The sequence below is a fragment of the Cognatilysobacter terrigena genome (genome assembly GCF_004361065.1).
Lineage (GTDB): Bacteria > Pseudomonadota > Gammaproteobacteria > Xanthomonadales > Xanthomonadaceae > Cognatilysobacter > Cognatilysobacter terrigena.
On record NZ_SELT01000017.1, the window covers coordinates 23,870 to 45,726 of the forward strand.

Annotated in this window: 15 protein-coding genes and 2 pseudogenes; 9 read left to right on the top strand and 8 right to left on the bottom strand. The window is 69.7% G+C overall.

The window, feature by feature from the left end:
- The first annotated feature begins 9 nt into the window (after positions 1-9).
- From EVS83_RS10650 to EVS83_RS15670, 4 genes and pseudogenes are all read left to right on the top strand, one after another.
- Complete coding sequence (locus EVS83_RS10650) at positions 10-2,529, top strand: DNA topoisomerase I (protein ID WP_133501029.1); 2,520 nt, start codon at positions 10-12, stop codon at positions 2,527-2,529.
- Between the two features lie 4 nt (positions 2,530-2,533).
- Positions 2,534-3,001, top strand: coding sequence for a DUF4440 domain-containing protein (locus tag EVS83_RS10655; RefSeq protein ID WP_133501030.1), 468 nt, complete (start codon positions 2,534-2,536; stop codon positions 2,999-3,001).
- Positions 2,998-3,555 (top strand): annotated as a pseudogene (gene tsaC / locus EVS83_RS15660) (L-threonylcarbamoyladenylate synthase type 1 TsaC); the annotation flags it as partial. The gene EVS83_RS10655 and the pseudogene tsaC, both read left to right, overlap by 4 nt.
- Positions 3,556-4,322: 767 nt before the next feature.
- The gene (locus tag EVS83_RS15670) at positions 4,323-4,955 is read left to right on the top strand and encodes a DUF4124 domain-containing protein (protein WP_166636880.1); all 633 of its coding nucleotides are present in this window, start codon (positions 4,323-4,325) and stop codon (positions 4,953-4,955) included.
- Between the two features lie 166 nt (positions 4,956-5,121).
- Here the strand turns inward: EVS83_RS15670 and EVS83_RS10675 are convergent, their stop codons facing one another.
- Entirely contained in the window at positions 5,122-7,179 is a 2,058-nt protein-coding gene (locus EVS83_RS10675) for a transglycosylase domain-containing protein (RefSeq protein WP_133501034.1), read from the bottom strand.
- Positions 7,180-7,438: 259 nt separating this feature from the next.
- Here EVS83_RS10675 and EVS83_RS10680 point away from each other — a divergent pair, with 259 nt between their 5' ends.
- The gene (locus tag EVS83_RS10680) at positions 7,439-7,663 is read left to right on the top strand and encodes a KGG domain-containing protein (protein WP_133501035.1); all 225 of its coding nucleotides are present in this window, start codon (positions 7,439-7,441) and stop codon (positions 7,661-7,663) included.
- Between the two features lie 151 nt (positions 7,664-7,814).
- On the opposite strand, the gene EVS83_RS10685 is transcribed toward EVS83_RS10680, so the two are convergent.
- The gene (locus EVS83_RS10685) at positions 7,815-8,594 is read right to left on the bottom strand and encodes an SDR family oxidoreductase (RefSeq protein ID WP_133501036.1); all 780 of its coding nucleotides are present in this window, start codon (positions 8,592-8,594) and stop codon (positions 7,815-7,817) included.
- Between the two features lie 67 nt (positions 8,595-8,661).
- Here EVS83_RS10685 and EVS83_RS10690 point away from each other — a divergent pair, with 67 nt between their 5' ends.
- Positions 8,662-8,892 (top strand): hypothetical protein, encoded by a 231-nt coding sequence (locus EVS83_RS10690; RefSeq protein ID WP_133501037.1) that lies wholly within the window; start codon positions 8,662-8,664, stop codon positions 8,890-8,892.
- A 3-nt stretch (positions 8,893-8,895) separates the two neighbouring features.
- Here the strand turns inward: EVS83_RS10690 and EVS83_RS10695 are convergent, their stop codons facing one another.
- From EVS83_RS10695 to EVS83_RS10710, 4 genes are all read right to left on the bottom strand, one after another.
- Complete coding sequence (locus tag EVS83_RS10695) at positions 8,896-9,321, bottom strand: response regulator (RefSeq protein WP_133501038.1); 426 nt, start codon at positions 9,319-9,321, stop codon at positions 8,896-8,898.
- A 128-nt stretch (positions 9,322-9,449) separates the two neighbouring features.
- Positions 9,450-12,443, bottom strand: a complete 2,994-nt coding sequence (locus EVS83_RS10700; RefSeq protein WP_133501039.1) for an ATP-binding protein — start codon at positions 12,441-12,443, stop codon at positions 9,450-9,452.
- Positions 12,444-12,567: 124 nt separating this feature from the next.
- Positions 12,568-14,460: a signal peptide peptidase SppA gene (gene sppA / locus EVS83_RS10705; RefSeq protein ID WP_133501040.1), complete on the bottom strand. Its 1,893-nt coding sequence runs from the start codon at positions 14,458-14,460 to the stop codon at positions 12,568-12,570.
- Between the two features lie 68 nt (positions 14,461-14,528).
- Positions 14,529-15,977, bottom strand: a complete 1,449-nt coding sequence (locus EVS83_RS10710) for an MATE family efflux transporter (protein ID WP_133501041.1) — start codon at positions 15,975-15,977, stop codon at positions 14,529-14,531.
- A 61-nt stretch (positions 15,978-16,038) separates the two neighbouring features.
- On the opposite strand from EVS83_RS10710, the pseudogene EVS83_RS16255 reads away from it, so the two are divergent.
- A pseudogene (locus EVS83_RS16255) lies at positions 16,039-16,327 on the top strand (DUF3667 domain-containing protein); the annotation flags it as partial.
- A 1,011-nt stretch (positions 16,328-17,338) separates the two neighbouring features.
- A complete protein-coding gene (locus EVS83_RS10720) occupies positions 17,339-17,650 on the top strand; it encodes a DUF4286 family protein (RefSeq protein ID WP_133501043.1) in 312 nt (103 codons plus the stop codon).
- 4 nt (positions 17,651-17,654) lie between these two features.
- On the opposite strand, the gene EVS83_RS10725 is transcribed toward EVS83_RS10720, so the two are convergent.
- Both EVS83_RS10725 and EVS83_RS10730 read right to left on the bottom strand, forming a co-directional pair.
- Entirely contained in the window at positions 17,655-18,290 is a 636-nt protein-coding gene (locus EVS83_RS10725; protein WP_166636881.1) for a DUF3106 domain-containing protein, read from the bottom strand.
- Complete coding sequence (locus EVS83_RS10730) at positions 18,280-19,185, bottom strand: hypothetical protein (protein ID WP_133501045.1); 906 nt, start codon at positions 19,183-19,185, stop codon at positions 18,280-18,282. Before EVS83_RS10730 ends, EVS83_RS10725 begins: the two co-directional genes overlap by 11 nt.
- A 443-nt stretch (positions 19,186-19,628) precedes the next feature.
- On the opposite strand from EVS83_RS10730, the gene EVS83_RS10735 reads away from it, so the two are divergent.
- Entirely contained in the window at positions 19,629-21,842 is a 2,214-nt protein-coding gene (locus EVS83_RS10735) for a primosomal protein N' (protein ID WP_133501046.1), read from the top strand.
- Positions 21,843-21,857 lie beyond the last annotated feature (15 nt).

The window sequence follows — 21,857 nt, forward strand, 5'->3', positions numbered from 1 at the left end:
AGCGCCGCCATGGCCAAGAACCTCCTCATCGTCGAATCGCCTGCCAAGGCCAAGACGATCAACAAGTACCTCGGCAAGGACTTCACCGTCCTCGCCTCCTACGGCCATGTCCGCGACCTCGTCCCGAAGGAAGGCGCGGTCGATCCTGACCACGGCTTCGCGATGCGCTACGAGCTCATCGACAAGAACGAGAAGCACGTCGATGCGATCGCCAAGGCCGCCAAGAGTGCCGAGCACCTCTATCTCGCGACTGACCCGGACCGCGAGGGCGAGGCGATCAGCTGGCACATCGCGGAAATCCTGAAAGAGCGCGGCCTGCTGAAGAACCGCTCGCTCGAGCGCGTGGTCTTCACCGAGATCACCCCGCGCGCGATCAAGGAGGCGATGACCAAGCCGCGCGCGATCGCCGAGCCGCTGGTCGACGCACAGCAGGCGCGTCGCGCGCTCGACTACCTCGTCGGTTTCAACCTGTCGCCGGTGCTGTGGCGCAAGGTGCAGCGCGGGCTGTCCGCGGGTCGCGTGCAGTCGCCGGCGTTGCGGATGATCGTCGAGCGCGAGGAAGAGATTGAAGCCTTCATCGCGCGCGAGTACTGGACGATCGAAGCCGAGGCGACGCATCCGTCGCAGCCGTTCACCGCCAAGCTGACGAAGCTCGACGGCAAGAAGGTCGAGCAGTTCACGCTGACGAACGAGACCGACGCGCATAGCGCGCGCGACCGCATCAAGCGCGACGCGCAGGGCATGCTGCAGGTCACCGACGTCACCAGCAAGGAACGCAAGCGTCGTCCGTCGCCGCCGTTCATCACGTCGACGCTGCAGCAGGAAGCCGCGCGCAAGCTCGGCTTCTCCACGCGTCGCACGATGCAGGTTGCGCAGAAACTGTACGAAGGTCTGCCGATCGGTAGCGAAGGCACCGTCGGCCTGATCACGTACATGCGTACCGACTCGGTGAACCTGTCGCAGGACGCGATCGTCGAGATCCGCGACGTGATCGCGCGCGACTTCGGCACGCGCGCCGTGCCGGACAAGCCGAACGTCTACACCACCAAGTCGAAGAACGCGCAGGAAGCGCACGAAGCGATCCGTCCGAGTTCCGCGCTGCGCACGCCGGCATCGGTGGCGAAATACCTGCCGGACGACGAGCGTCGCCTGTACGAGCTGATCTGGAAGCGCGCGGTCGCATCGCAGATGGTGCCGGCGACGTTGAATACGGTGAGTGTCGATCTCGCCGCGGGCAGCGATCACTCGTTCCGCGTGTCGGGCACGACCGTGGTCGACCCGGGTTTCCTCGCCGTGTACGAGGAAGGCAAGGACACGAAGAGCGCCGAGGACGACGAGGAAGGCCGCAAGCTGCCGGCGATGAAGACCGGCGATCGCATTCCGCTCGCGCAGGTCGTTGCGGACCAGCACTTCACCGAGCCGCCGCCGCGTTATTCGGAAGCATCGCTGGTGAAGGCGCTGGAGGAGTACGGCATCGGGCGTCCGTCGACCTATGCGTCGATCATCGGCACGCTGCTCGCGCGCAAGTACGTCGAACTCGAGAATCGCCGCTTCCGTCCGACCGACGTCGGCCGCGCGGTGAGCAAGTTCCTGTCGGCGCACTTCACCCGCTACGTCGACTACGACTTCACCGCCAAGCTGGAGGACGAGCTCGACGCGGTGAGCCGCGGCGAGGAAGAGTGGGTGCCGTTGATGGAGCGCTTCTGGTCGTCGTTCAAGAAGCTGGTCGACGACAAGAAGGACAACATCGATCGCACCGATGCCGGTTCCGTCCGCGTGCTCGGCACCGATCCCAAGTCGGGTCGCCCGGTCAGTGCGCGCATCGGCAAGTTCGGTCCGCTCGTGCAGATCGGCACGAGCGAGGACGAAGAGAAGCCGCAGTTCGCGTCGCTCAAGCCCGGCCAGAGCATCTATTCGATCTCGCTCGAGCACGCGCTGGAACTGTTCGGCCTGCCGCGCGATCTCGGCGAAAGCAACGGCGAGAAGGTCACCGTCGGCATCGGCCGCTTCGGTGCGTTCGCCAAGCGCGGTTCGACCTATGCATCGCTCGCGAAGGAAGACGACCCGTACGCGATCACCTTCGAGCGCGCGGTCGAGCTGATCGAGCAGAAGGAAGAAATCGCGCGCAACCGCATCATCAAGCAGTGGGACGGCTACGACGTGCAGGTGCTCAACGGGCGCTTCGGGCCGTACCTGTCCGACGGCAAGTTGAACGGTCGCATTCCGAAGGATCGCGATCCGGCGTCGCTGTCGCTGGTCGAAGCGCAGCAGATGTTGGAAGCCACCGGCAAGCCCATGCGCGCGCGGTTCGCGAAGAAGGCGACGAAGAAGGTCGCCGCGAAGAAGACCAAGGCCTCATCGGATGCACCGGCGAAGAAGGCCGCGACGAAGGCGGTGAAGAAGACCGCCGCGAAGAAGTCGACCGCGAAGAAGGCCACGAAGAAGACCGCAGCCAAGAAGGCGGCGACGAAGAAGACGGTCGCGAAGAAGGCGGCCGCAGTCGACGCGTCGGACGACGCGCCGTTCTGACGCGATGACCACCACCGCGCCGCGGCACGACGCGACGGCCTCCGACGAGGTCGTCGCGATCGATGCGCTGGCAGCGGCGTTTTATGCACTCTTCGACAACCGCCAGGGGTTGTCGCCGCTGCTTGATTCACCGCAGGCGTTGTTCCTGCACGACGCGGTGATCGTGCGTCGCGATGGCGACGTCATGACTGCCATGTCGCTCGATGCGTTCCTGACGCCACGGCGTCGCTGGCTCAGCGATGGAACGCTCGTCGACTTCCATGAGTTCGAAACGCAGTCGCGCACCTTCGTCGCGGACGGCATCGCGACGCGGCTGTCGCGCTACCGCAAGCAGGGCCAGCGCGACGACCAGCGCATCGACGGCGAAGGCGCGAAGTCGCTGCATCTCGTGCGCACCGAAGCGGGTTGGCGCATCGCATCGGTGGTCTGGCAGGACGGCGACGATGTCGCGTGGCGTGAGGCGGCGCCATGACCGCGCTCAACATCGCCACCGCCGTCGCCGTGCTCATCCGCGGCGGTGTGATCGCGTATCCCACCGAAGGCGTCTGGGGCATCGGCTGCATTCCGTTCGACGGCGAAGCGGTGCATCGACTGCTCGCGATCAAACGTCGGCCGGTGGAGAAGGGGTTGATCCTCGTCGGCGCCGACGCGTCGCAATTCGACTCGGTGGTCGACTGGACCGCGCTCGAACCCGACACGCGCGATCGCGTGCTTGCGAGCTGGCCGGGGCCGCATACGTGGGTGGTGCCGGCATCCGCCGCCGCACCGTCGTGGGTCACGGGCGGCCACGGGTCGATCGCGGTGCGCGTGAGCGCGCATCCCGTCGTTGCCGAGCTGTGTTCGAAGCTCGGCGGTCCGCTGGTGTCGACCAGTGCGAACCTGACGGGGCAACAGCCGGCCACCCATCGCGCGGAACTGTCGGCCGCGTTGATCGCGCTGCTCGACGGCGTCTGCGACGGCGAGACCGGCGGCCGCATCGCGCCGACAACGATCCGCGACGCGCGCACCGGCGAGGTCCTTCGCGAAGAGCGGCGGTCGCTGAACCGGCGGCGACCGCAGCCGTCGGGCGGCAAGCGGCCCTCACGCAGGCGGGCGCAAGATGCGCGCATGTCGCGACGCACGGCGCTCCTGCTGACGATGGCTCTCGCTGCGACGCCAGCGGGCGCCGCATCGCCCGCGTCGTCGGCGCCCGTCACCATCTATCGCTGCACCAACGCGAACGGACAGCTGGCCCTGCGCGACTCGCCCTGCCGCGCCGGCGAGCGACAGGAAGTGCGCACGATGCTGCGGCCCACCGACCCCGCGCCCCGCGCACGCGTCACCACGTCGCGCACGCCCGCGAAGACGCCGAACGTCGTCGCGCCGACGATCGTCTACCGCACCGCGCCGCGTCCGCTCTACGAGTGCACGACGCCCGACGGTGAGAGCTACACGAGCGAGAACCCCGAGGGAAATCCGCGCTGGGTGCCGCTTTGGACACTCGGCTATCCGCTGGTCGTCGGTGTGCCGCGGCCCGTCCCGATGCCGCATCGCGGCGCGGTGGTGCAACGCGGTGGCGGCACGCTGATCCTCGACGGCGGACACGTGCCGCCACCGATCGCGTATCCGACCGTGCCCGCGGGCAGCTGGATCCGCGACATCTGCCACCCGCTGCCGGCCGCCGAGGTCTGCGCGCAGATGCGCGACCGTCGCGACGCGCTCGATCGTCGCTGGTTCAGCGCGCTGCAGGGCGATCGCGACGCGATCGAACGCGAGCAGCGCAGCCTGGACGCCCGTCTTTCGGAGGAATGTGGATGAAGCCTGTCGCGATGCTGCTACTCCTCGTCACCGGACTCGCCGGCGCGGCATCGCCGACGGTGGTGATCTACCGCTGCGTCGGCGCGGACGGACAGGTGACCATCCAGAACGGCACCAAGTGCCCGAAGGGCACGCGCGAACAGAAGCGCGTGGTCGAGACGCCCAAACCGGCGCCGGTGCCGCGCCCAGTCGTTGCCCCGGCGGCGCCGGTCACACCGGTGGTGCCTGTGGTCGCGCAGCCGGTCGTCGATGCGACGAATGCGACGACCTCGAGCACGGCGGGCAGTACGCCACCTGTAACGCCGGCCCCGCCCCTGCCTGCGCCGCCGATCTTCGTCTGCCTGACGTCGGACGCGCAGCGCTACTACACCGAAGCCGAGCAGAGCTCGCGGTGCGCGCCCATCAGCACGGTCGGGCTCGACGGACAGAGCACTACCGATGCGCAGGCCTGCGAGATGGTCGAGGACCACTGCGAGGCCGTGCCCGAAGCGGACCGCTGCGCGGCATGGACCGAACGCCGGCGTCGCGCCGAGCAGGCGCTGACGTTCTCGCCGGAACAGATCGACCAGGCGCGCGCGGAGCTGGCGCACGTCGAGGCGATGACGGCGAAAACGGTCTGCGGGCGCTGAGGCGGGATGTGCTCACCGGTTGGCGAGGTCGGACCTTCGATCATCCGCGGCCTTAGTCGACGTCGACGCGCCTGAGCGCAGTGATGCCGTGCCCGAGAGCGAGGGATCGACGGCTCCCGGCAACGCAATCACCGGCCTCGACCACGACGCCCTGCAGTGACCCGCGCTACTGCCCGTCGTCGTCCGAAGGCGGCGGCGCTTCCGGTGGAGCCGGCTGCGGTTCCGGCTCGGGCTGCGGCGGCGCGGGAATCGCGGGCTCGTCGACCGGCACGTCCTCGATCGGCGGGTCCCCGGTTTCGGGCGCGGTGAGGTCCTCCGGGTTCTCCCCGTCGACGGGCTCGGGCAGCACCTCGCCCTCGCCGCCCACCATCGATCCATCGTCCGGCATCGCCACCGGCGCGGGCAGCGCGGCGACGATCGGCCGCTGCAGCGGCGCGCCCGGGGCGAGCCGCACGGCGCTGCTCATGAAGTCGCGCCACATGCGCGCCGGCAGCGCGCCGCCGGTGACCCCGCGCATCGGCGTGCCGTCGTCGTTGCCGACCCACACGCCGACCACCAGGTCGCCGGCCATGCCGACGAACAGCGCGTCGCGGTGTTCCTGCGTGGTGCCGGTCTTGCCGAAGGTGGGCATGCCCAGCCGCGCGGCGCGCCCGGTGCCGCGGTCGACCACCTGCCACAGCATGTCGAGCATTTCCGAGCGCAGCACTGGGTCGAGCGGCGTCGATGGCGCCACCGGCGCGTTCGGCAGCCCGTGCGGCGTCACCGGCGTGGCGCCCTGCGCGAATGCGGCGTAGGCGGAGGTCAGCTCGAGCAGCGTGACCTCGTAGGTGCCGAGCGCGATCGATGGGTCGCGCCCGAGCGGGCTCGCGACGCCCAGGTCGCGAGCCGCCTGCACCACCGCGTCCGGGCCGACCTGCTCGACCAGCCGCACCGCCGCGACGTTGCTCGACTTCGCCAGTGCATCGCGCAGCGGAATCGCGCCCGAATAGTGCCCGTCGTAGTTCGACGGCGACCACTTGCCGACCGTCACCGGCGAGTCGTCGACGAGCGTGTCCGGCGTGGCGCCACTGCGCAGCGCCGCGTAGTAGGTGAAGAGCTTGAACGCCGAGCCCGGTTGACGACGCGCCTGCGTGGCGCGGTCGAACTGGCTCTGCGTGTAGTCGCGTCCGCCGACCAGCGCCATCACCTCGCCGTCGGGGCGCATGGCGACCAGCGCCGCCTGCGTCGCGCCGACGCGCCGGCCCTCGCCGGCCAGCCAGTGCTGCACCACGCGCTGGGCGAGCTTCTGCATGCGGGCGTCGAGCGTGGTCTGCACGCGGATCTCGCCGTAGTCGGCGTCGAACGCCTCGCGGGCCTGCGAGGACACCCAGTCGGCGAACCACGTGCCCCCGGTCAGGCGCTCGTTCGAGGGCAGCACGCGGGGGTCGCGCACCGCCTTGGCCTCGGCCTTGGTGATGACGCCGCCGTCGACCATCGCCTGCAGCACCACGCGCATGCGCTTGAGCGCGGCCTTGCGGTCGTGCGTGGGCGACAGCGCGCTCGGCGCCTTGATCAGGCCGGCGAGCATGGCCGACTCGCCGATCGACAGCTTCTCCGGCTCCTTGCCGAAGTAGTGGTGCGCGGCCGCGCGCAGGCCGTAGACGCCGTCGCCGAAATAGATCGAGCTGAGGTAGCGCGAGAGGATCTCGGGCTTGGACAGCCGCGTCTCCAGGTACAGCGCGATCATCGCCTCGCGCACCTTGCGGCGGATGGTGCGGTCGGGCTCGAGGAAGGCGGTCTTGGCGAGCTGCTGCGTGATGGTGCTGCCACCCTGGCGCACGCCACCCGCGTGCCAGTTGCTCATCAGCGCGCGGGCGATACCGCGCGGATCGATGCCGAAGTGGCGGTAGAAGCGCCGATCCTCGATGGCGATGACCGCGCCGGTCACGTGCGCCGGCAACGTGCGGGCATCGACCGGGGGCTCCTTCACGGCGCCGCGGCGCGCGAACGTCACGCCGTTGCGATCGACCAGCACCAGCGTCGGATCCGGCAGGGGCTGCAGCGCGCGGTCGAGCGGTAGGCGCCACGCGATCCACGCGAACATCAGCACGATCACCGCGAGCGCGATCAGCGCCACGCGCACGAGGCGTCGCTGCAGGAAAGGCATCGGGTGGTCGGAAACGGAGGGCGTCGCGTAATCCGGAGGCGGCGCCTCGCCGTCTCCGTCGTAGGGCATCTTCAGCATGGCGACGGTGTACCACCCCGCGCGTGAGCGCGACAGGTGCGCGATGCATTCCGCGCGCGCGTTCACATGCTCGCGCGCGGCCCGCCAACACTGAAACAGCTGAACTGCGTTAGCTGCGCTTTCACCATGTCAAAGCCGCCTGCTAACGGCCGTGTGCATAGGATCGGACGCGGATCGGGTGGTGAGCGGACCGCGGCGATCCGGAGACGAAGACCCTTTCCCCCCACGCGACCCAGATCGCAGACAAGGAGCTTTGGACATGGCGAGCAACAACGACGGCAACAATTCCGGCCGCAGCAATCGCGGATTCGCGGCGATGGACCCGCGCGAGCAGCGTGAAATCGCGCGCAAGGGCGGTGAAGCGGTGAGTCAGGACCGCGAACACATGGCCGCGATCGGCCGCAAGGGCGGCGAGGCGTCCGGTGGCGGCAACCGCCGCGGCAACCAGAACAACCTGGACCAGGGCGGTCGCGGCAACGAGTAAGCCGACGCAATTCGGCAATCGGGATGAAAAGCGCCCTCCGTGGGCGCTTTTCTTATTGGGCGACATCGAATCGCGGCGTCGAGCTTCGGCTTCCTTTAGGATGTCCGGTCCGGACATCGTGACTCCGCGGCGGTCAGCGAAGGACGCGCCGTCAGAACCCGTAGCGCAGGAATCCGCCGTCCACCGCAATGCATTCGCCGGTGACGTACGCGGCCGCGGGCAGGCAGAGGAACGCGACCGCCGCAGCGACCTCCTCCGGCTCGCCGACGCGCCCGAGCGGCGTGCGCACGAGCACGTCGTCGAGATAGTCGGGGTCGGACAGCTTGGTCGAGGTGCGCCGCGTGCGGATGTACCAGGGCGCGACCGCATTCACGCGCACGCCGTCGTCGGCCCATTCGACCGCGAGGTTCCTGGTCATCTGGTGCAGCGCGGCCTTGGCCATGCCATAGGGCGCGCCCGTTCGAACGTGCGTGAGGCCGGACACGCTGCCGACGTTGACGATGCTCGAGCTCGCATGCCGCGTGAGCAACGGATGCGCATAGCGCGACAGCTCGAACGCGGAGAAGAGGTTGACCTCGAAGATCTGCCGCCACTCGTCGTGGGCATAGTCCGTGGCGGGCTTGCTGAGGTTGCCGCCCGCATTGTTGACGAGGATGTCGAGCTGGCCTTCACCCTGGTCCTCGACCCAGTCGAGCAGCTCGCGACGCTGCTCCTCGACGCCGACGTCGGCGGTGAACGCCATGACCAGCCGATCCGGATATTCCTCCGACAACTCGAGGCGCGCCGTCTCCAGCGCATCGCCGTCGCGTGCCGCCAGCATCACGTCCGCGCCGAAGCCGAGCAGCTCGGCCGCGATCGCGCGCCCGATGCCGGCGCTGCCACCGGTCACCAGTGCGAGTTGGCCGTCGAGTCTCCAGCGTCGATCGTCCATGCGTCCTCCGTCGGGCTGGCGCGTAGGATAGCCGTCGACGGACGCGCCCCGTCCGCTGGAGATCGTCATGACCCGAGCGTTGTCCGCCGTCGCCGCCCTCGCCCTGCTCGCCGCGTGCTCGAAGCCTGCGGTGCCCGACAAGGACAAGCCCGTCGAGCCGCAGGCCACCGCGCGCCACGACGACCTCAAGCGCGCGATCGATGCACCGCTCGACAAGGCGCGCGGCGCGCAGGCGTCGGTCGACGCCGCGGCGAAATCGCAGAACGACGCGATCGAGGCGGCCGAATCGGGGAACTGACGCTCAGTGCAGCGTGGGGCCCGGCGCGTCGTCCTGGCAGCTGCGGGCGACTCCGAGCAACGCATCGACCGAGGCCGGCTTGCGCAGCACGCGACAGCCGTAGCGCGTACGCAGGTCGCGCGACACATTGGCGTCGACATTCGCGCTCAGCACGGTCACCGGAATCTCCGCACCGTGTTCGCGCGAACGCAGTGCGTCGAGGAACTGCCAGCCGTCCATCACCGGCATCGACAGGTCGAGCAGGATCAGGCACGGCGCCTCGTCGCTGCTCTCCAGATTGACGAGCGCGTCCTCGCCGTTCTCGGCAAGGCGCACGTCGAAACCTTCCAGCTCGAACAGCGTGCGGAAGGTGTCGCGGATGTCGGCGTTGTCCTCGACGATCAGGATGGCCCGACCGCCTGCGCGAGGCTCCTTGCTGCGAAGGTCCATGGAAGGCGTGTAACGCGATATGCGGTGAGTTCAGACTCTCGCGTGCAGCGGCCATAGCACGCGTGAAACGGCGCGGTTTCGTGCGTCCGTGTTCAGCGCACGAACAGGCTCGACAACGCGGCGTTCAGTCACGCGAGGAGCGCGAGAAGCGCGGTGGGATCGACCGGTTTCGTGAGGTGCGCATCGAAACCCGCGGCGCGCGTGCGATCGCGATCCTCGTCGCGGCCCCAGCCGGTAAGCGCGACCAGTCGCGTCGACGCCGTGCGCGGATCCGCGCGAAGGTGGCCGGCGAGTTCGTAGCCGCTCATGCCGGGCATGCCGAGGTCGAGGAAAGCGACCTCGGGCGCGAAGTCGTCGATCAGCGCGAGCGCGCCCTGCCCGCTGCCCGCGCTGCGCACGTCGTGGCCGCCGAGTTCGAGCAGCGCCGTGAGCGTCATCGCCGCGTCGGCGTTGTCGTCGACGACGAGCACACGGCGGCCGTCGGCGCGGCCCCGCGTGGCGACCGCGGCCAGGACGTCGTCGCGCGGCGATGCGGCGATGGGCAGGTCGAGCAGGAAGCGACTGCCGCGACCGGGGCCTTCGCTCTCCGCACGCAGACGGCCGCCATGCAGCTCGGCGAGGCGCCGCGCGAGCGTGAGGCCAATGCCGAGCCCGCCATGGAGTTCGGAGCCTTCGCCGCGCGCAAACATGTCGAAGATGCTGTCGAGCTGCGTGGGCGCGAGGCCGATGCCGGTGTCGGCGACTTCGATGCGCACGCACTCGCCGTGCTGGCGCACGCGCACGTCGACGCGGCCGCCAGATGGCGTGAACTTGGCGGCGTTGTTGAGCAGGTTGGTGAGCACCTGCGCGAGGCGCGTGTCGTCGGCTTCGAGCGGCGTGCGCGGCTCGTCGATGTCGACGTGAAGCGCGACGCCCGCGGCATCGAGCAGCGGTCGGCTCGCTTCGAGCGCGATGTTCACCACGTCTCCGACTTCCAGCCGGCGACGCTGCAACACGATCGCGCCGCGCGTGACGCGCGAGAGGTCGAGCAGGTCGTCGATGAGCCGCACCATGTGGCCCAGCTGGCGCTCCATCACTTCGCGCGTGCGCGACGTCATCACCGGATCGTCGGTGGCCTGCAGGAGCGCGAGACCCGTGCGCAGCGGCGCGAGCGGGTTGCGCAGCTCGTGCGCGAGCGTGGCGAGGAACTCGTCCTTGCGACGATGTTCGTCCTGCAGCTGCAGGTGCAAACGTGCGTTGTCGACCGCGGTGGCGGCCCGGCGCGCGAGATCGAGCGCGAAGGCGACGTCGGTTTCGTCGTAGCGGCACTGACTCTCGGCGTAGACGAGCGTGAGCACGCCGATCACGGTGTCGCGCGCGATCAGCGGCACGATGATGTACGAATGCAGCTGCAGGTCGAGCAGCATGCGTGCATGCTCGGCGTCGATCGCGTTGTCGAGGATGAGCTGCTCGGGAAGTTCGCGCAGCCAGTCCGGCTGGCGCGTCTCGATCACCTTCCACGCACCCTGCCCGCGACGCGGTGGATAGCGGCGGAAGAACTCTTCCGCGATGGCGATGCGCGACGGATCCGGGTGGTACACCGCCACGCGTTCGAGCTCGCCGTCGCTGGTGAGCAGATCGACCGCGAACCAGTCCGCCACCTGCGGCACGACGATGCGCGCGAGGTTGTCGAGCGTGGTCGCGTAGTCCAGCGACGCGCCCAGCGCCTCGCCCGCGTCCGCGAGCAGGCGCGTGGCGGCCGAGGCGCGGTGGCGCTCGCTCACGTCGACGGTGATGCCGAACATGCGCACCGCGTTGCCGTTGGCGTCGAACTCGACCTGGCCGCGCGTCTGCACCCAGCGTTCGCGACCGTTGCTGGTGCGCAGGCGGTATTCGATCGTCTTGAACTCGCCGGTCTCCATCGCGCGACGGGACACCTCCTGCATCGCGGGCAGGTCGTCGGGATGGATCGTGCGGATGAAGTCCTCGCGCTGGCCGACCTCCATGCCGAAGAACTCGCGCGCATTGCCCGAACACTCCACGCGGCCGGTCGCGATCTCCCAGTCCCACGTCAGCAGGCCGCCCGCGATGAGCACCTGGTTGAGGCGTTCTTCGCTGTGCAGCAGCCGCGCCTCGGCACGGCGCGCGTCGGTGACATCGTTGTGCACGAGCACGACTTCGCGGATGACGCCGGCGTCGTCGCGCACCGGGTACGCATACGCGGTGATCCAGCGCGTCGCGTCCTCGTACGCACTCACCGATGGCAATGTCCGGTGTACGTCGTAGGCGATGGCGGGAAGCGCGGTCGGCGTGCCGGCGAACGCCTGGCGCAGCAGCGTCGCGATGCCCTTTTCCTCGAGCTGCGGATCCTCGAGCACGTTGTAGTGTTCGAGCGCTCCGAACGGCAGGCCCCAGAGCCGGGTGAACGCGTCGTTGACGCCGATGGTGCGGCCGTCCGGCGCGAAGCGCTGCGTGGACAGCGGCGACTGCTCCATGATCGCGCGGAAGCGCTGTTCGGACAGGCGCAGGTCAGACTCGGCACGTTCGCGCCGTTGCAGTTCGTCCTGCAGGGAGCGGTACAGCCGCGCGTTCTCCACCGCGAGCGCCGCGCGGCGCGCGAGTTCTTCCGCGAGCAACTGGTCTTCGGCGTCGTAACGACGATCTGATTCGGTGACGCCCAGCGACATGACACCGACCACGCGACCGTGCGCGATCATCGGCACCGCGAGGCTCGATCGGATGCCGATGTCCTCGACGATCCGCAGGTGTGCGTCGTCGAGGGTGTGCGAGGCGAGCGACTCCGGCGTGATCCGCTCGATGCGCTCGGTCATGCCGCTGGACAGGACCCGGCCCGCCGGTGCCGGCGATCGCGCGGGATCGGGATTGGCGTCGGCCAGCGATTGCACGAGCGCGACCTTGTCGGCACGCACGTGCTCCGCAGCGACCCGATGCAGGCGTTCGCCTTCGACGACGTCGACGATGCAGAAATCGCCGAGCTCGGGAATCGCGAGCCGCGCGACTCCGCCGAGCGTAGTGGCGTAATCGAGCGACGCGGCCAGCTGTTCGCCCGCCCGCGCAAGAAACGCGAGCCGGTGCAGCGCGCGTGCACCGGCGTCGGTTTTCAGGCGGGAATCGTCGGACATGCGCAAGCGACCGAGCGGAGGCGGGCCACTATAGCCGCGGCTCGTGCAACGTCATGTCGCCTTCTTCACGACGCCCAAAACGACACGGGCGGCCGAAGCCGCCCGTGTCGCAATGCATCGCGAGTCAGAGCCCGCAGAAGCAGTAGGCGACCGCCTTGACCGGCGCGCCGCGACGATCGCTCGCCGAGGCCTCGAGGAACTGCAGGTCGCGTGCGGCCTGTGGCGCGGTCTTGACCAGCAGCGCGCGCGCCATGTCGGACTCGCGCAGCATGCCCATGCCGATACGGCTTTGTGCGAGGCCGGTGAAGAACTTCTCGAACGGCGTCGGCGTCTTCTCGATGTAGCGCACGTCGTACTCGCCGCGCTTGCCGAGCTTGGCGCGCGCCGCTGCGTCGTCGAGCGCGTCCTGCAGGCCGCCCATCGCGTCGACGATGCCGCGCTCCTTGCCCTGCGCACCGCTCCACACGCGGCCCTGCGCGATCGCGTCGATCTGCTCGACGGTGCGGCCGCGCGCCTTCGCGACGCGACCGGTGAAGTCTCGGTAGCCCTTCTCGATCACGGTCTGGATCACCGTGCCGACCTGCGGGTCGAGCGGACGCGTGAGGTCGAACGCACCGGCGTACGGCGACGTGCCGACGCCATCGGTGTGCACGCCGATCTTCTCCAGCGCGCGAGAGAACGTCGGGATCACGCCGAAGATGCCGATCGAACCGGTGATCGTCGACGGATCGGCGTAGATGCGATCGGCGTTCATCGAGATCCAGTAGCCGCCCGATGCGGCGACGTCGCCCATCGACACCACCACCGGCTTGCCGTCCTTCTTCAGGCGCTCGACTTCGCGACGGATCTGCTCCGAGGCGAACACTTCGCCGCCCGGCGAGTTCACACGCAGCACGACCGCGGCGACGTTGTCGTCGTCGTGCGCCTGGCGCAGCAGTTCGCTGGCCGAATCGCCGCCGACTTTGCCCGGAGGCGCGTCGCCGCCGGTGATCTCGCCTTCGGCCACGACGACCGCGACGTGCTTCTCCGGCACCACGCTTTCGAGGCCCTTGTCGAGATGCGCGATGTAGTCGTCGAGGTCGATGCGGCGGAAGCCACCCGTCGCGTCATCGTCGGCCACGCCGCGCTCGCGCATGAGGTCCCAGACCTGCTGGCGCGTCTTCAGGCCGTCGACGAGATGCTGGTTGAGCGCGAGCTGCGCGAGGTCGCCCTGCGTCGCCACGACGCCCTGCGGCAGCGTGTTGACGTCGTTGTTGAGCGTGGCGACGTCGAGCTTGCGCGCCTTGGCGATGTCGCCGAGGTAGCGCTGCCACACGTCGTTCATCCAGAACAGGTCGGCTTCTTTCGACGCCGGCGACGCGGCGTCGAGCACGTACGGCTCGGCGGCCGACTTGTACGTGCCGACCTTGAACAGGTGCACGTCGACGCCGAGCTTGTCCTGCAGGCCTTCGCGGAAATACTGGCGATAGCGCGCGAGGCCTTCGAGCGTCACCTGGCCCATCGGATCCAGGTACACCTCGTTCGCCTGCGCGGCGAGCAGGTACTGCTTCTGGTCCATCTGTTCGGAGAACGCCACCACCTGCTTGCCGCTCGCACGCAGGCGCGCGATCGCCGCGGCGACTTCGCGCAGCGAGGCCATGCCGCCGCCCTGCAGGTCGTCGACGTGCAGCAGCACGCGCTCGACGTTCTTGTCGCGCTGTGCGCCATCGAGCGCGCGCAGCACGTCGCGTAGCTGCAGCTCCTCGTTGCGGCCGCCCATGCTCTTGTTGAACGCGCGGCTCAGCGGATCGCTGGTGTACTGCTCGACCAGCGTCGCCTGCGGCGCGATGACCAACGTCGTGCGCGGCTGCAGCATCGGACGCGCATTGCCGCCGATGACGGCGCCGATGAACAGCAGCGCGAACAGGATCAGGAGGCCGAAGAAGACGATGTTGACGATCAGCCGGCGCGTGAAATTCATCACGTCCCACAGGCCGACGAAAACGCTCGCGATGGGGCCGCGACGGGTCGAAGTCATCAGGGGGTGTCTCGGAAAAATGCAGCTACAGGTTACCGATCCGGCGGTGACCGGTCATGCGCCGAAGGTCACCGGGCCGTTTCGCCCGGCGCCAGGCGGGCCACGCGCTCCGGCCGGCTGGACCGGGCGAAGCGGCCGCAGAGCAGCACGGCGGCCACGGTGAGCCCGGCGATCAGCCCCAGCCACATGCCGCGCGGCCCCCACGGCGCATTGCCGAGCAGGCCGAGGCCGAGGGTCGCGCCCAGCGGCATGCCGACGCCCCAGTAGGCGAACGCCGCGAGCCCCATCGGCACGCGCGTGTCCTTGAGCCCGCGCAGCGCGCCGGCCGACAGCACCTGCACGCCGTCGGGGAACTGGAACGCCGCCGCGTAGAGCAGCAGCGACGCCGCGAGCGCCGCGACCTGCGCGTCGTGCGTGTACAGCCGCACCAGCGCGTGGTTGCCGGCGAGCAGTACGATCGCCGACATCAGCTGCGTCAGCAGCACGATCACGTAGCCGGCGAGTGCGGCGCGCCGCAGCCCGGCGGGATCGCGGCGCCCCAGCGCATGGCCGACGCGCACCGTCGTCGCCTCGGCCACCGCCAGCGGCACCATGAAGCAGAGGCTCGCGACGTTGATCGCGATCTGGTGCGCCGCGGCCGGCACGGGACCGAGCCGGCCGATCAGCAGCGCCGTCGCGATGAACAGCCCGCCCTCCATCAACACGGTCACGCCGATCGGCAGGCCCGTGGCGAGCAGGCCGCGGATCGTCGTCCAGCGTGGGCGGTCGAACTGCCCGAAGACGCGGATGTCGCGCATGCGCGGCGCTTTCGCGTGCACGACCGCGAAGGCCAGCGCCTGCATCCACATCATCACCGACGAGGCGATGCCGAGCCCGCCGGCGCCGAGCTCCGGCAGGCCGAACGCACCGAAGGTCAGCACGTAGCCGAGCGGCACCAGCACGAGCAGGCCGCCGCCGCCGAGCAGCATCGTCGGCAACGTCCAGTGCAGCCCTTCAGCGAGATAGCGCATCGCCAGGTAGCAGGTCAGCGCGGGCACGCCCCAGCGGATGCCGTGCAGGAAGGCGGTGGCGCCCGGAATGATGTCGGGCGCGATGCCGAACGGCGCGAGTGCGAGCGGGACGAACGTCAGGAACAGGAACATCAGCAGGCCGAGCGCGAACGCGAGCCATAGCGCCTGACGGAACAGCGGGCCGATCTCGCCGCGACGGCCCGCGCCATCGAGATGCGACACCGACGGCGGCATCGACATCAACGTGCCCATCGGCACCATCATTGGCAGCCAGAACAGGCCGGTGCCGACCGCGACCGACGCCAGCGTGAGCGTGCCGTGCCGCCCGGCGATCGTGCTGTCGACGAAACCGATCAGGCCGGTCGAGACGTGGCCGGCCACCAGCGGCGCGGCGAGCGTCGCGGTGCGGCGGATCTCGTGCGGGAAACGGGCGGACGCGGACACGGCGATCCCGGAGGCGGCGGGCCATCGTAGGCCGCGGGCGCATCCACCGCCACCGCGATGCATCGCGAGGTCGCGCAAAAGGCGCGCGCATGCTGCAATGCGTGTCCACCGCGAGGGGACCGCGATGACCGATGCCATAACCGCCTGCGAGAACTGCGGCACTGTGCTGCAGGGCCATTACTGCCATGCCTGCGGGCAGAACTCGCACAACCCGCTGAGCAGCTTCTCGCACGCCGTCGAGGAAGTGTTCGAATCGTTCTGGCATCTGGACGGCCGCGCGTTCCGCACGATGCGCGACCTGCTGGTGCCGGGCCGCGTCGCGTGCAACTACCTGCGCGGCCAGCGCGTGCGCTACATCCCGCCGCTGCGCATCTTCCTCGTGCTCATCGTCATCACGTTTTTCGTCGGCCGCCTGATCGTGGGCGACGGCGACGACGGTACGTCGACCGACAAGACGAACGTGCACTTCGTCGAAACCGGCAAGGGCAATTCCCCGTTCGCGTCGGCGAAGACCGAAGCCGAGGTGCAGAAGAAGCTCGACGCGACACTGGTCGGCATCCAGCAGGCGCGCGTGCAGGCCAAGGACGTGCCGTTCATGGCGACGGCCATGGACAAGGCCGAGAAGGACGCGCGCGAGAAGGCGACCGCACGTGTCTCCGAGTTGCGTCGTCAGGCCGGGAAGCCCGCCACATCGGTGCCCGCGTCGACCGCCACACCGAGCGCGCCTGCCGCGATCACCACGACGACGAATCCGGCGACACCCGGCAGCGTCGTCCGACCCGCAACATCGAAGCCGAGCGCATCGCACAAGGACGGCGACGATCAGGACGGCGACGACACGCGCCGCGCAATGGACGAGATGGTCCGTCACATCAACGGCGCGACGTTGCGCGATCCGAAGGTGCCTTGGGACGCGCGCACGAATCCGGTCGACGTGCCGTGGCTGCCCGACTTCGGCGATCGCTGGTTCAACCACCGCGTCGGCAACTTCGCCGACAACGTGGATCGCATGCAGAAGAACGGCAACCTGATCTTCGATTTGATGTTCGCGGCGATCCCGTCGGCGCTGTTCCTCATGCTTCCGGTGTTCGCGCTGATGCTGAAGGTGCTTTACCTCGGCAGCGGGCGCACGTATCTCGAGCACCTCGTCGTCGCGCTTTACAGCCACGCCTTCCTGCTGCTCACGCTGTTCGCGAGCTTCGTGCTCGCGCTGTCACCGCTGCACGTCGCGATCACCGCGCCGCTGACCGTGTTGCTGTGGCTGTGGGCGGCGGTCTACCTGCTGCTGATGCAGCATCGCGTGTACGGCCAGCACTGGGGCATCACGCTCGGCAAGTACGTGATCGTCGCCTTCCTCTACCAATTCCTGATCATTCTCGCGGCGATGTACGTCGGCCTCGCGGGACTCACCAGTGGGCACTGATATGCTGACCTACGAAGTCACCGCCGACGTCGACGCGACACTGCGCACGCAGTACCTCGACTGGCTGCAGCGACACGTTGCCGAGATCCTCGCGCTGCCGGGTTTCACCGGTGCGGATGTCGACGAGGTGCTCGATCCGGAAGAGCCCGATCGCATGCGCGTCTGCATGCGCTATCGGCTGGTCGACGCCGAAGCGCTCGACGCCTACCTGCGCGCGCATGCACCGCGGCTGCGCGCGGAAGGCGTCGCGCTGTTCGGCGACCGCGTACGCACGCAACGCCGGGTCATGCGACCGCTCGTCGCGTTCGCGTAACGCGTCAGCGCTCCAGGCGCAGCATCAGCCACGCCGCGCGATTCGCGTCGGACGTCGACATCAAGTCACGACGCAAGGCCTCGCGCGATTGCGGCGGCGTGCGTTGCACGAGGACAGCGAGGCGATCGCGATCTTCCGCCGTCATGGCGCGCAGCGTGCGCAACAGATCGACGCGTTCGTCCGGTGGCACCTGCGCGAGCAGCGGCTGCAGGCGCGGATAGTCGGCACCGAGCACGGGGCCGAGGCGCCAACCGTGGCGTTCGCTGAGATCGAGCGTGTCGAATTCGGTGCGCAGCGCCTGCCGCGTCGTCACGTCCATCGCGGCGTATTGCGCGGCGGCCGCACGAACGCGCGCCTGTTCGTCCTGCGGCAGCTCGCGCCACGCCTGCCAGTCGGCGCGGCGTTCGCCGCGCTCGCTCGGCGGCAGGCGATCCCATGCGTCGGCGCGGGCGGTGAACGCGGCACGCTGCGCGGCGCTCCACGTCGACCAGATGCGCGCGTGCGTCTGCAGCGCGGCGCGTTGCAGCGGTTGCAGCAGCGCGGCGACGTCCTGCAGGTCGTCGGGCAGCGCCTGTGCGCCGGCCCAGCCGCCCGCGAGCAATGCGCCGACGAGTAGCGCGGCGCGGTGTCTACGGCGCATCCGTGGCCTCGCTGGTTTCGGGGATGTCGGGTGTTCCGGGCGTCGCATCGACGGACGACGCGGTAGGCGCCGGCCGCGCCGGATGGCCGACCATCCAGCTGAGGAACGCGGCGTCGTGCGCGAGTCGCGCGCCGTCGGGGTCCGCGAGGAGTTCGAAATCGGGATGCGCGATCAGGCCGGACTCGCGGGTGTAGCGGCTCGCAGGTTCGCCCGCGCGGGGCAGCGCCGTGATGCGCACGACGTCGCCCGCGCCACCGAACCAGCGCGTGCCGGCGAGCGCCAGCACCACGGCGGCGAGCGCGGCCGCGACGAGCCAGGGGCGACGATCGCGCGGCCGCGGGAAGAAGCGCTCGGTCGTGCCGGCCAGCGCGCCTTCGCGGATGCGCGTCAACTGCAGCGCGCGCGACGCGGGGAGGTCGCGGATGCGCTGCTGCACGTCGCGTTGCAGGCGCGTCCACGCGGCGGCGTCCGGCCCGCCGTCGGGCAGCTTGGGCAGCGCGAGGATCACCGCCTCGCGCTGTCGCTCCGGCGACACGCCGAGCACGCCGGCCGCGCTGGGCTCGTCCAGCCCGGCCGCCACCCGCAGCAACAGCGCGGCGCGTACGGCAGGCGACGACGGCGGCAGGCCGACGTCCGCACCCTGGCGCGACGTGCGCAGCGCCGGCTGCGCGAGCAGCGTCGTCCAGAACAAGCGCGGCCAGTCGGCCATGGGCGCGTCGACCGCGGCTTCGCGGAAGACTGCCATCGCACGGGTCAGCGCGGCATCGCCGACCGGCGCCGAGCCGGTGTGCAGCTCGGCGAACACCGCCGCGCGACGATCGACGCCACGGAGAAAGGCGGCCAGCGCGGCGGGCTGGGCGAGCGCCGGAGCGGGCGCCGGAGCGGGGGACGACATGCGCCGGATGATAGCCGTCGCGTTCGTCGGCACGTCCGCAAGTCGCGTGAAGACGGCCTTGACACGGACCCGTTCCGCGGTTCCGCCCTTGTGTGACGCGGTTCCACGGCCAAAAGCGTTGTGCACAGCCGTCACAAGGCGGTCATTCGCAGTCTGAGCGACGCCTCCAAGGCAGCATGACAGCCGTGTTTCACGCGCAACCCATTGATCTCGCTCGGAATATCCGCGGTGGCGATTTTTTCGCCAACCCACGGCCGCTCCACGTCTTTACGGGCTTGCGCAGTTCGCCCGCGGGTCCATTCACAGACTTATCCACATGCGATGTGGATAAGGGCCGATCCCCAATCAGGACGGGCACTTACGTTCGATTCATGATCCGGACGCGAGCAATGCGGCCCAAGCTCGTCCCGCGCCAGCCGGCCGCTCGCCCCTAGACTTCGCCGATGCCGACCGCACCCGCCCCTCGCCCCGAACCCGCCGCCGAACCGGTGTGGAAGATCGCGATCGGCGGCCTTCCGCTGCCACGGCTGTTCGACTACCGCGTGCCGGGCGACGACCCGGGCGGCGACGTCGTCGGCTGTCGCGTGCGCGTGCCGTTCGGGACACGCGAGCGGGTCGGCGTGATCGCGGCGGTCGGCGCACCCGATGACGAGGGCGCCGAGCTGAAGCCGGCGCTCGAGCGCCTCGATACGCAACCGCTGCTGGCCGGCGAACTCTGGGATTCGCTGCGCTGGCTCGCGCACTACACGCACGAGCCGTTCGGCGAGATCGTCGCTACCGCGCTGCCGACGCTGCTCCGCCACGGCGACCCGCTGCCGTCCACCGACCGCCTCGGCTGGCGGTTGAGCGCGGCGGGCGTCGAGGCGCTGCCGAAGATGCGTGCAGGCCGGCCGCGTCGTCTGGCCGAACGCCTGGCCGACGGCGCGCTCGCGGAGGACGAACTCGACGCGCTGTTCGACGACTGGCGCGCCGCGCTGCGCAGCCTCGACGAACGCGGCCTGGTCGAGTCCGTCGTCATGGACGCACCGACCACTGCGGCGCGCCCCGGCCCCGAGCCCAACGACGAGCAACGCGCGGCGATCGACGCGATCCTCGCCTCGCGCGAGGCCTTCAGTGCGTTCCTGCTCGACGGCATCACCGGCAGCGGCAAGACCGAGGTCTACCTGCACGCGATCGCCGACTGCCTCGCGCGCGGCAAGCAGGCGCTGGTGCTGGTGCCGGAGATCGGCCTGACGCCACAGACGCTCGCCCGCTTCCGCGCACGTCTCGGCGTGCCGGTGTACGCGCTTCACTCCGGCCTGTCCGACGGCGAACGTGCACGCACATGGGCGGCCTGCCTGCGCGGGCAGGCGCGCGTCGTCGTCGGCACGCGCAGCGCGGTGTTCCTGCCGCTGCCCGACGCCGGCCTCATCGTCGTCGACGAGGAACACGACGGCAGCTACAAGCAGCTCGACGGCATCCGCTACCACGCCCGCGACTTCGCGCTGTATCGCGGCCACGCGCTCGGCGTGCCGGTCGTGCTCGGCAGCGCGACGCCGTCGATGGAATCGTTGCGCAACGCACGCATCGGCCGCTACACGCACCTGCACCTGCGTCACCGCGCCGGCGTGGCGAAGCCGCCGTCGGTGCGCGTCATCGACGTGCGCAAGCGCGCGCTCGACGCCGGCCTGTCGAACGACCTGATCGACACGCTGTCGCGCACGCTCGCTGCCGGCGGCCAAGCGCTGGTGTTCAAGAACCGCCGCGGCTACGCGCCCGTGCTGCTCTGCCACGACTGCGGCTGGACCGCCGAATGCCCGCGTTGCGATGCGTCGATGACGGTGCACGCGAAAGGTCGACGCCTCCAGTGCCACCACTGCGGCACCGCGCGCCGCGCGCCCGATGCATGCCCGGACTGCGGCGGCCTCGCGCTGCAGCCGCAGGGCGCGGGCACCGAGAAGCTCGAAGAGACGCTCGCCGCGCGATTCCCGCAGGTGCCCGTCGTGCGTATCGACAAGGGCACGACGCGCAATCGCGATGCGCTGTCCGGCCATCTCGACGCATTGGGCGACGGCCCCGGCATCCTCGTCGGCACGCAGATGCTCGCGAAAGGCCACGACCTGCCCGGCCTGACGCTCGTTGCCGTCGTCGGTATCGACGAAGGCCTGTTCTCCGCCGACTTCCGTGCACCCGAAAAACTCGCGCAACTGCTCGTGCAGGTGGCGGGCCGCGCCGGTCGCGCGGAGCAGCCGGGCGAAGTGCTGCTGCAGACTCATCATCCCGACCATCCGCTGCTGCACACGCTGCTCACCGGCGGCTATTCGCGCTTCGCCGACGAGGAACTCGCGTTGCGCGAAGACGCGCAGTTCCCGCCGTTCGGCTACATGGCGATGTTCCGCGCCGAAGCGCGCGACATGCACGTCGCGAACGCGTTCCTCGCGCAGGTGCGCGGCCATCTCGAAGCGTCATCGCCCGGCGGGGTGCTCACCGCACAGGGCCCGATTCCGGCGCCGATGCCGCGACGGGCCGGCTACCAGCGCGCGCAGCTCGTCGTGTCGTCGAACGCACGCCCGGCGTTGCATGCCGCGCTCGACGCCGCGTTGCCCGCGATCCGCGAACTGCCCGAAGCGCGCAAGGTGCGCTGGTCGCTGGACGTCGATCCGATCGACCTGTACTGACGCGACGTCGCGTCG

Bases quoted from the DNA above. Each gene is read 5' to 3' on its own strand.
- EVS83_RS10650 (WP_133501029.1), top strand. From the start codon at position 10: ATGGCCAAGAACCTCCTCATCGTCGAATCGCCTGCCAAGGCCAAGACG.
- EVS83_RS10655 (WP_133501030.1), top strand. From the start codon at position 2,534: ATGACCACCACCGCGCCGCGGCACGACGCGACGGCCTCCGACGAGGTC.
- EVS83_RS15670 (WP_166636880.1), top strand. From the start codon at position 4,323: ATGAAGCCTGTCGCGATGCTGCTACTCCTCGTCACCGGACTCGCCGGC.
- EVS83_RS10675 (WP_133501034.1), bottom strand. From the start codon at position 7,179: ATGCTGAAGATGCCCTACGACGGAGACGGCGAGGCGCCGCCTCCGGAT.
- EVS83_RS10680 (WP_133501035.1), top strand. From the start codon at position 7,439: ATGGCGAGCAACAACGACGGCAACAATTCCGGCCGCAGCAATCGCGGA.
- EVS83_RS10685 (WP_133501036.1), bottom strand. From the start codon at position 8,594: ATGGACGATCGACGCTGGAGACTCGACGGCCAACTCGCACTGGTGACC.
- EVS83_RS10690 (WP_133501037.1), top strand. From the start codon at position 8,662: ATGACCCGAGCGTTGTCCGCCGTCGCCGCCCTCGCCCTGCTCGCCGCG.
- EVS83_RS10695 (WP_133501038.1), bottom strand. From the start codon at position 9,321: ATGGACCTTCGCAGCAAGGAGCCTCGCGCAGGCGGTCGGGCCATCCTG.
- EVS83_RS10700 (WP_133501039.1), bottom strand. From the start codon at position 12,443: ATGTCCGACGATTCCCGCCTGAAAACCGACGCCGGTGCACGCGCGCTG.
- sppA (WP_133501040.1), bottom strand. From the start codon at position 14,460: ATGACTTCGACCCGTCGCGGCCCCATCGCGAGCGTTTTCGTCGGCCTG.
- EVS83_RS10710 (WP_133501041.1), bottom strand. From the start codon at position 15,977: ATGCATCGCGGTGGCGGTGGATGCGCCCGCGGCCTACGATGGCCCGCC.
- EVS83_RS10720 (WP_133501043.1), top strand. From the start codon at position 17,339: ATGCTGACCTACGAAGTCACCGCCGACGTCGACGCGACACTGCGCACG.
- EVS83_RS10725 (WP_166636881.1), bottom strand. From the start codon at position 18,290: ATGCGCCGTAGACACCGCGCCGCGCTACTCGTCGGCGCATTGCTCGCG.
- EVS83_RS10730 (WP_133501045.1), bottom strand. From the start codon at position 19,185: ATGTCGTCCCCCGCTCCGGCGCCCGCTCCGGCGCTCGCCCAGCCCGCC.
- EVS83_RS10735 (WP_133501046.1), top strand. From the start codon at position 19,629: ATGCCGACCGCACCCGCCCCTCGCCCCGAACCCGCCGCCGAACCGGTG.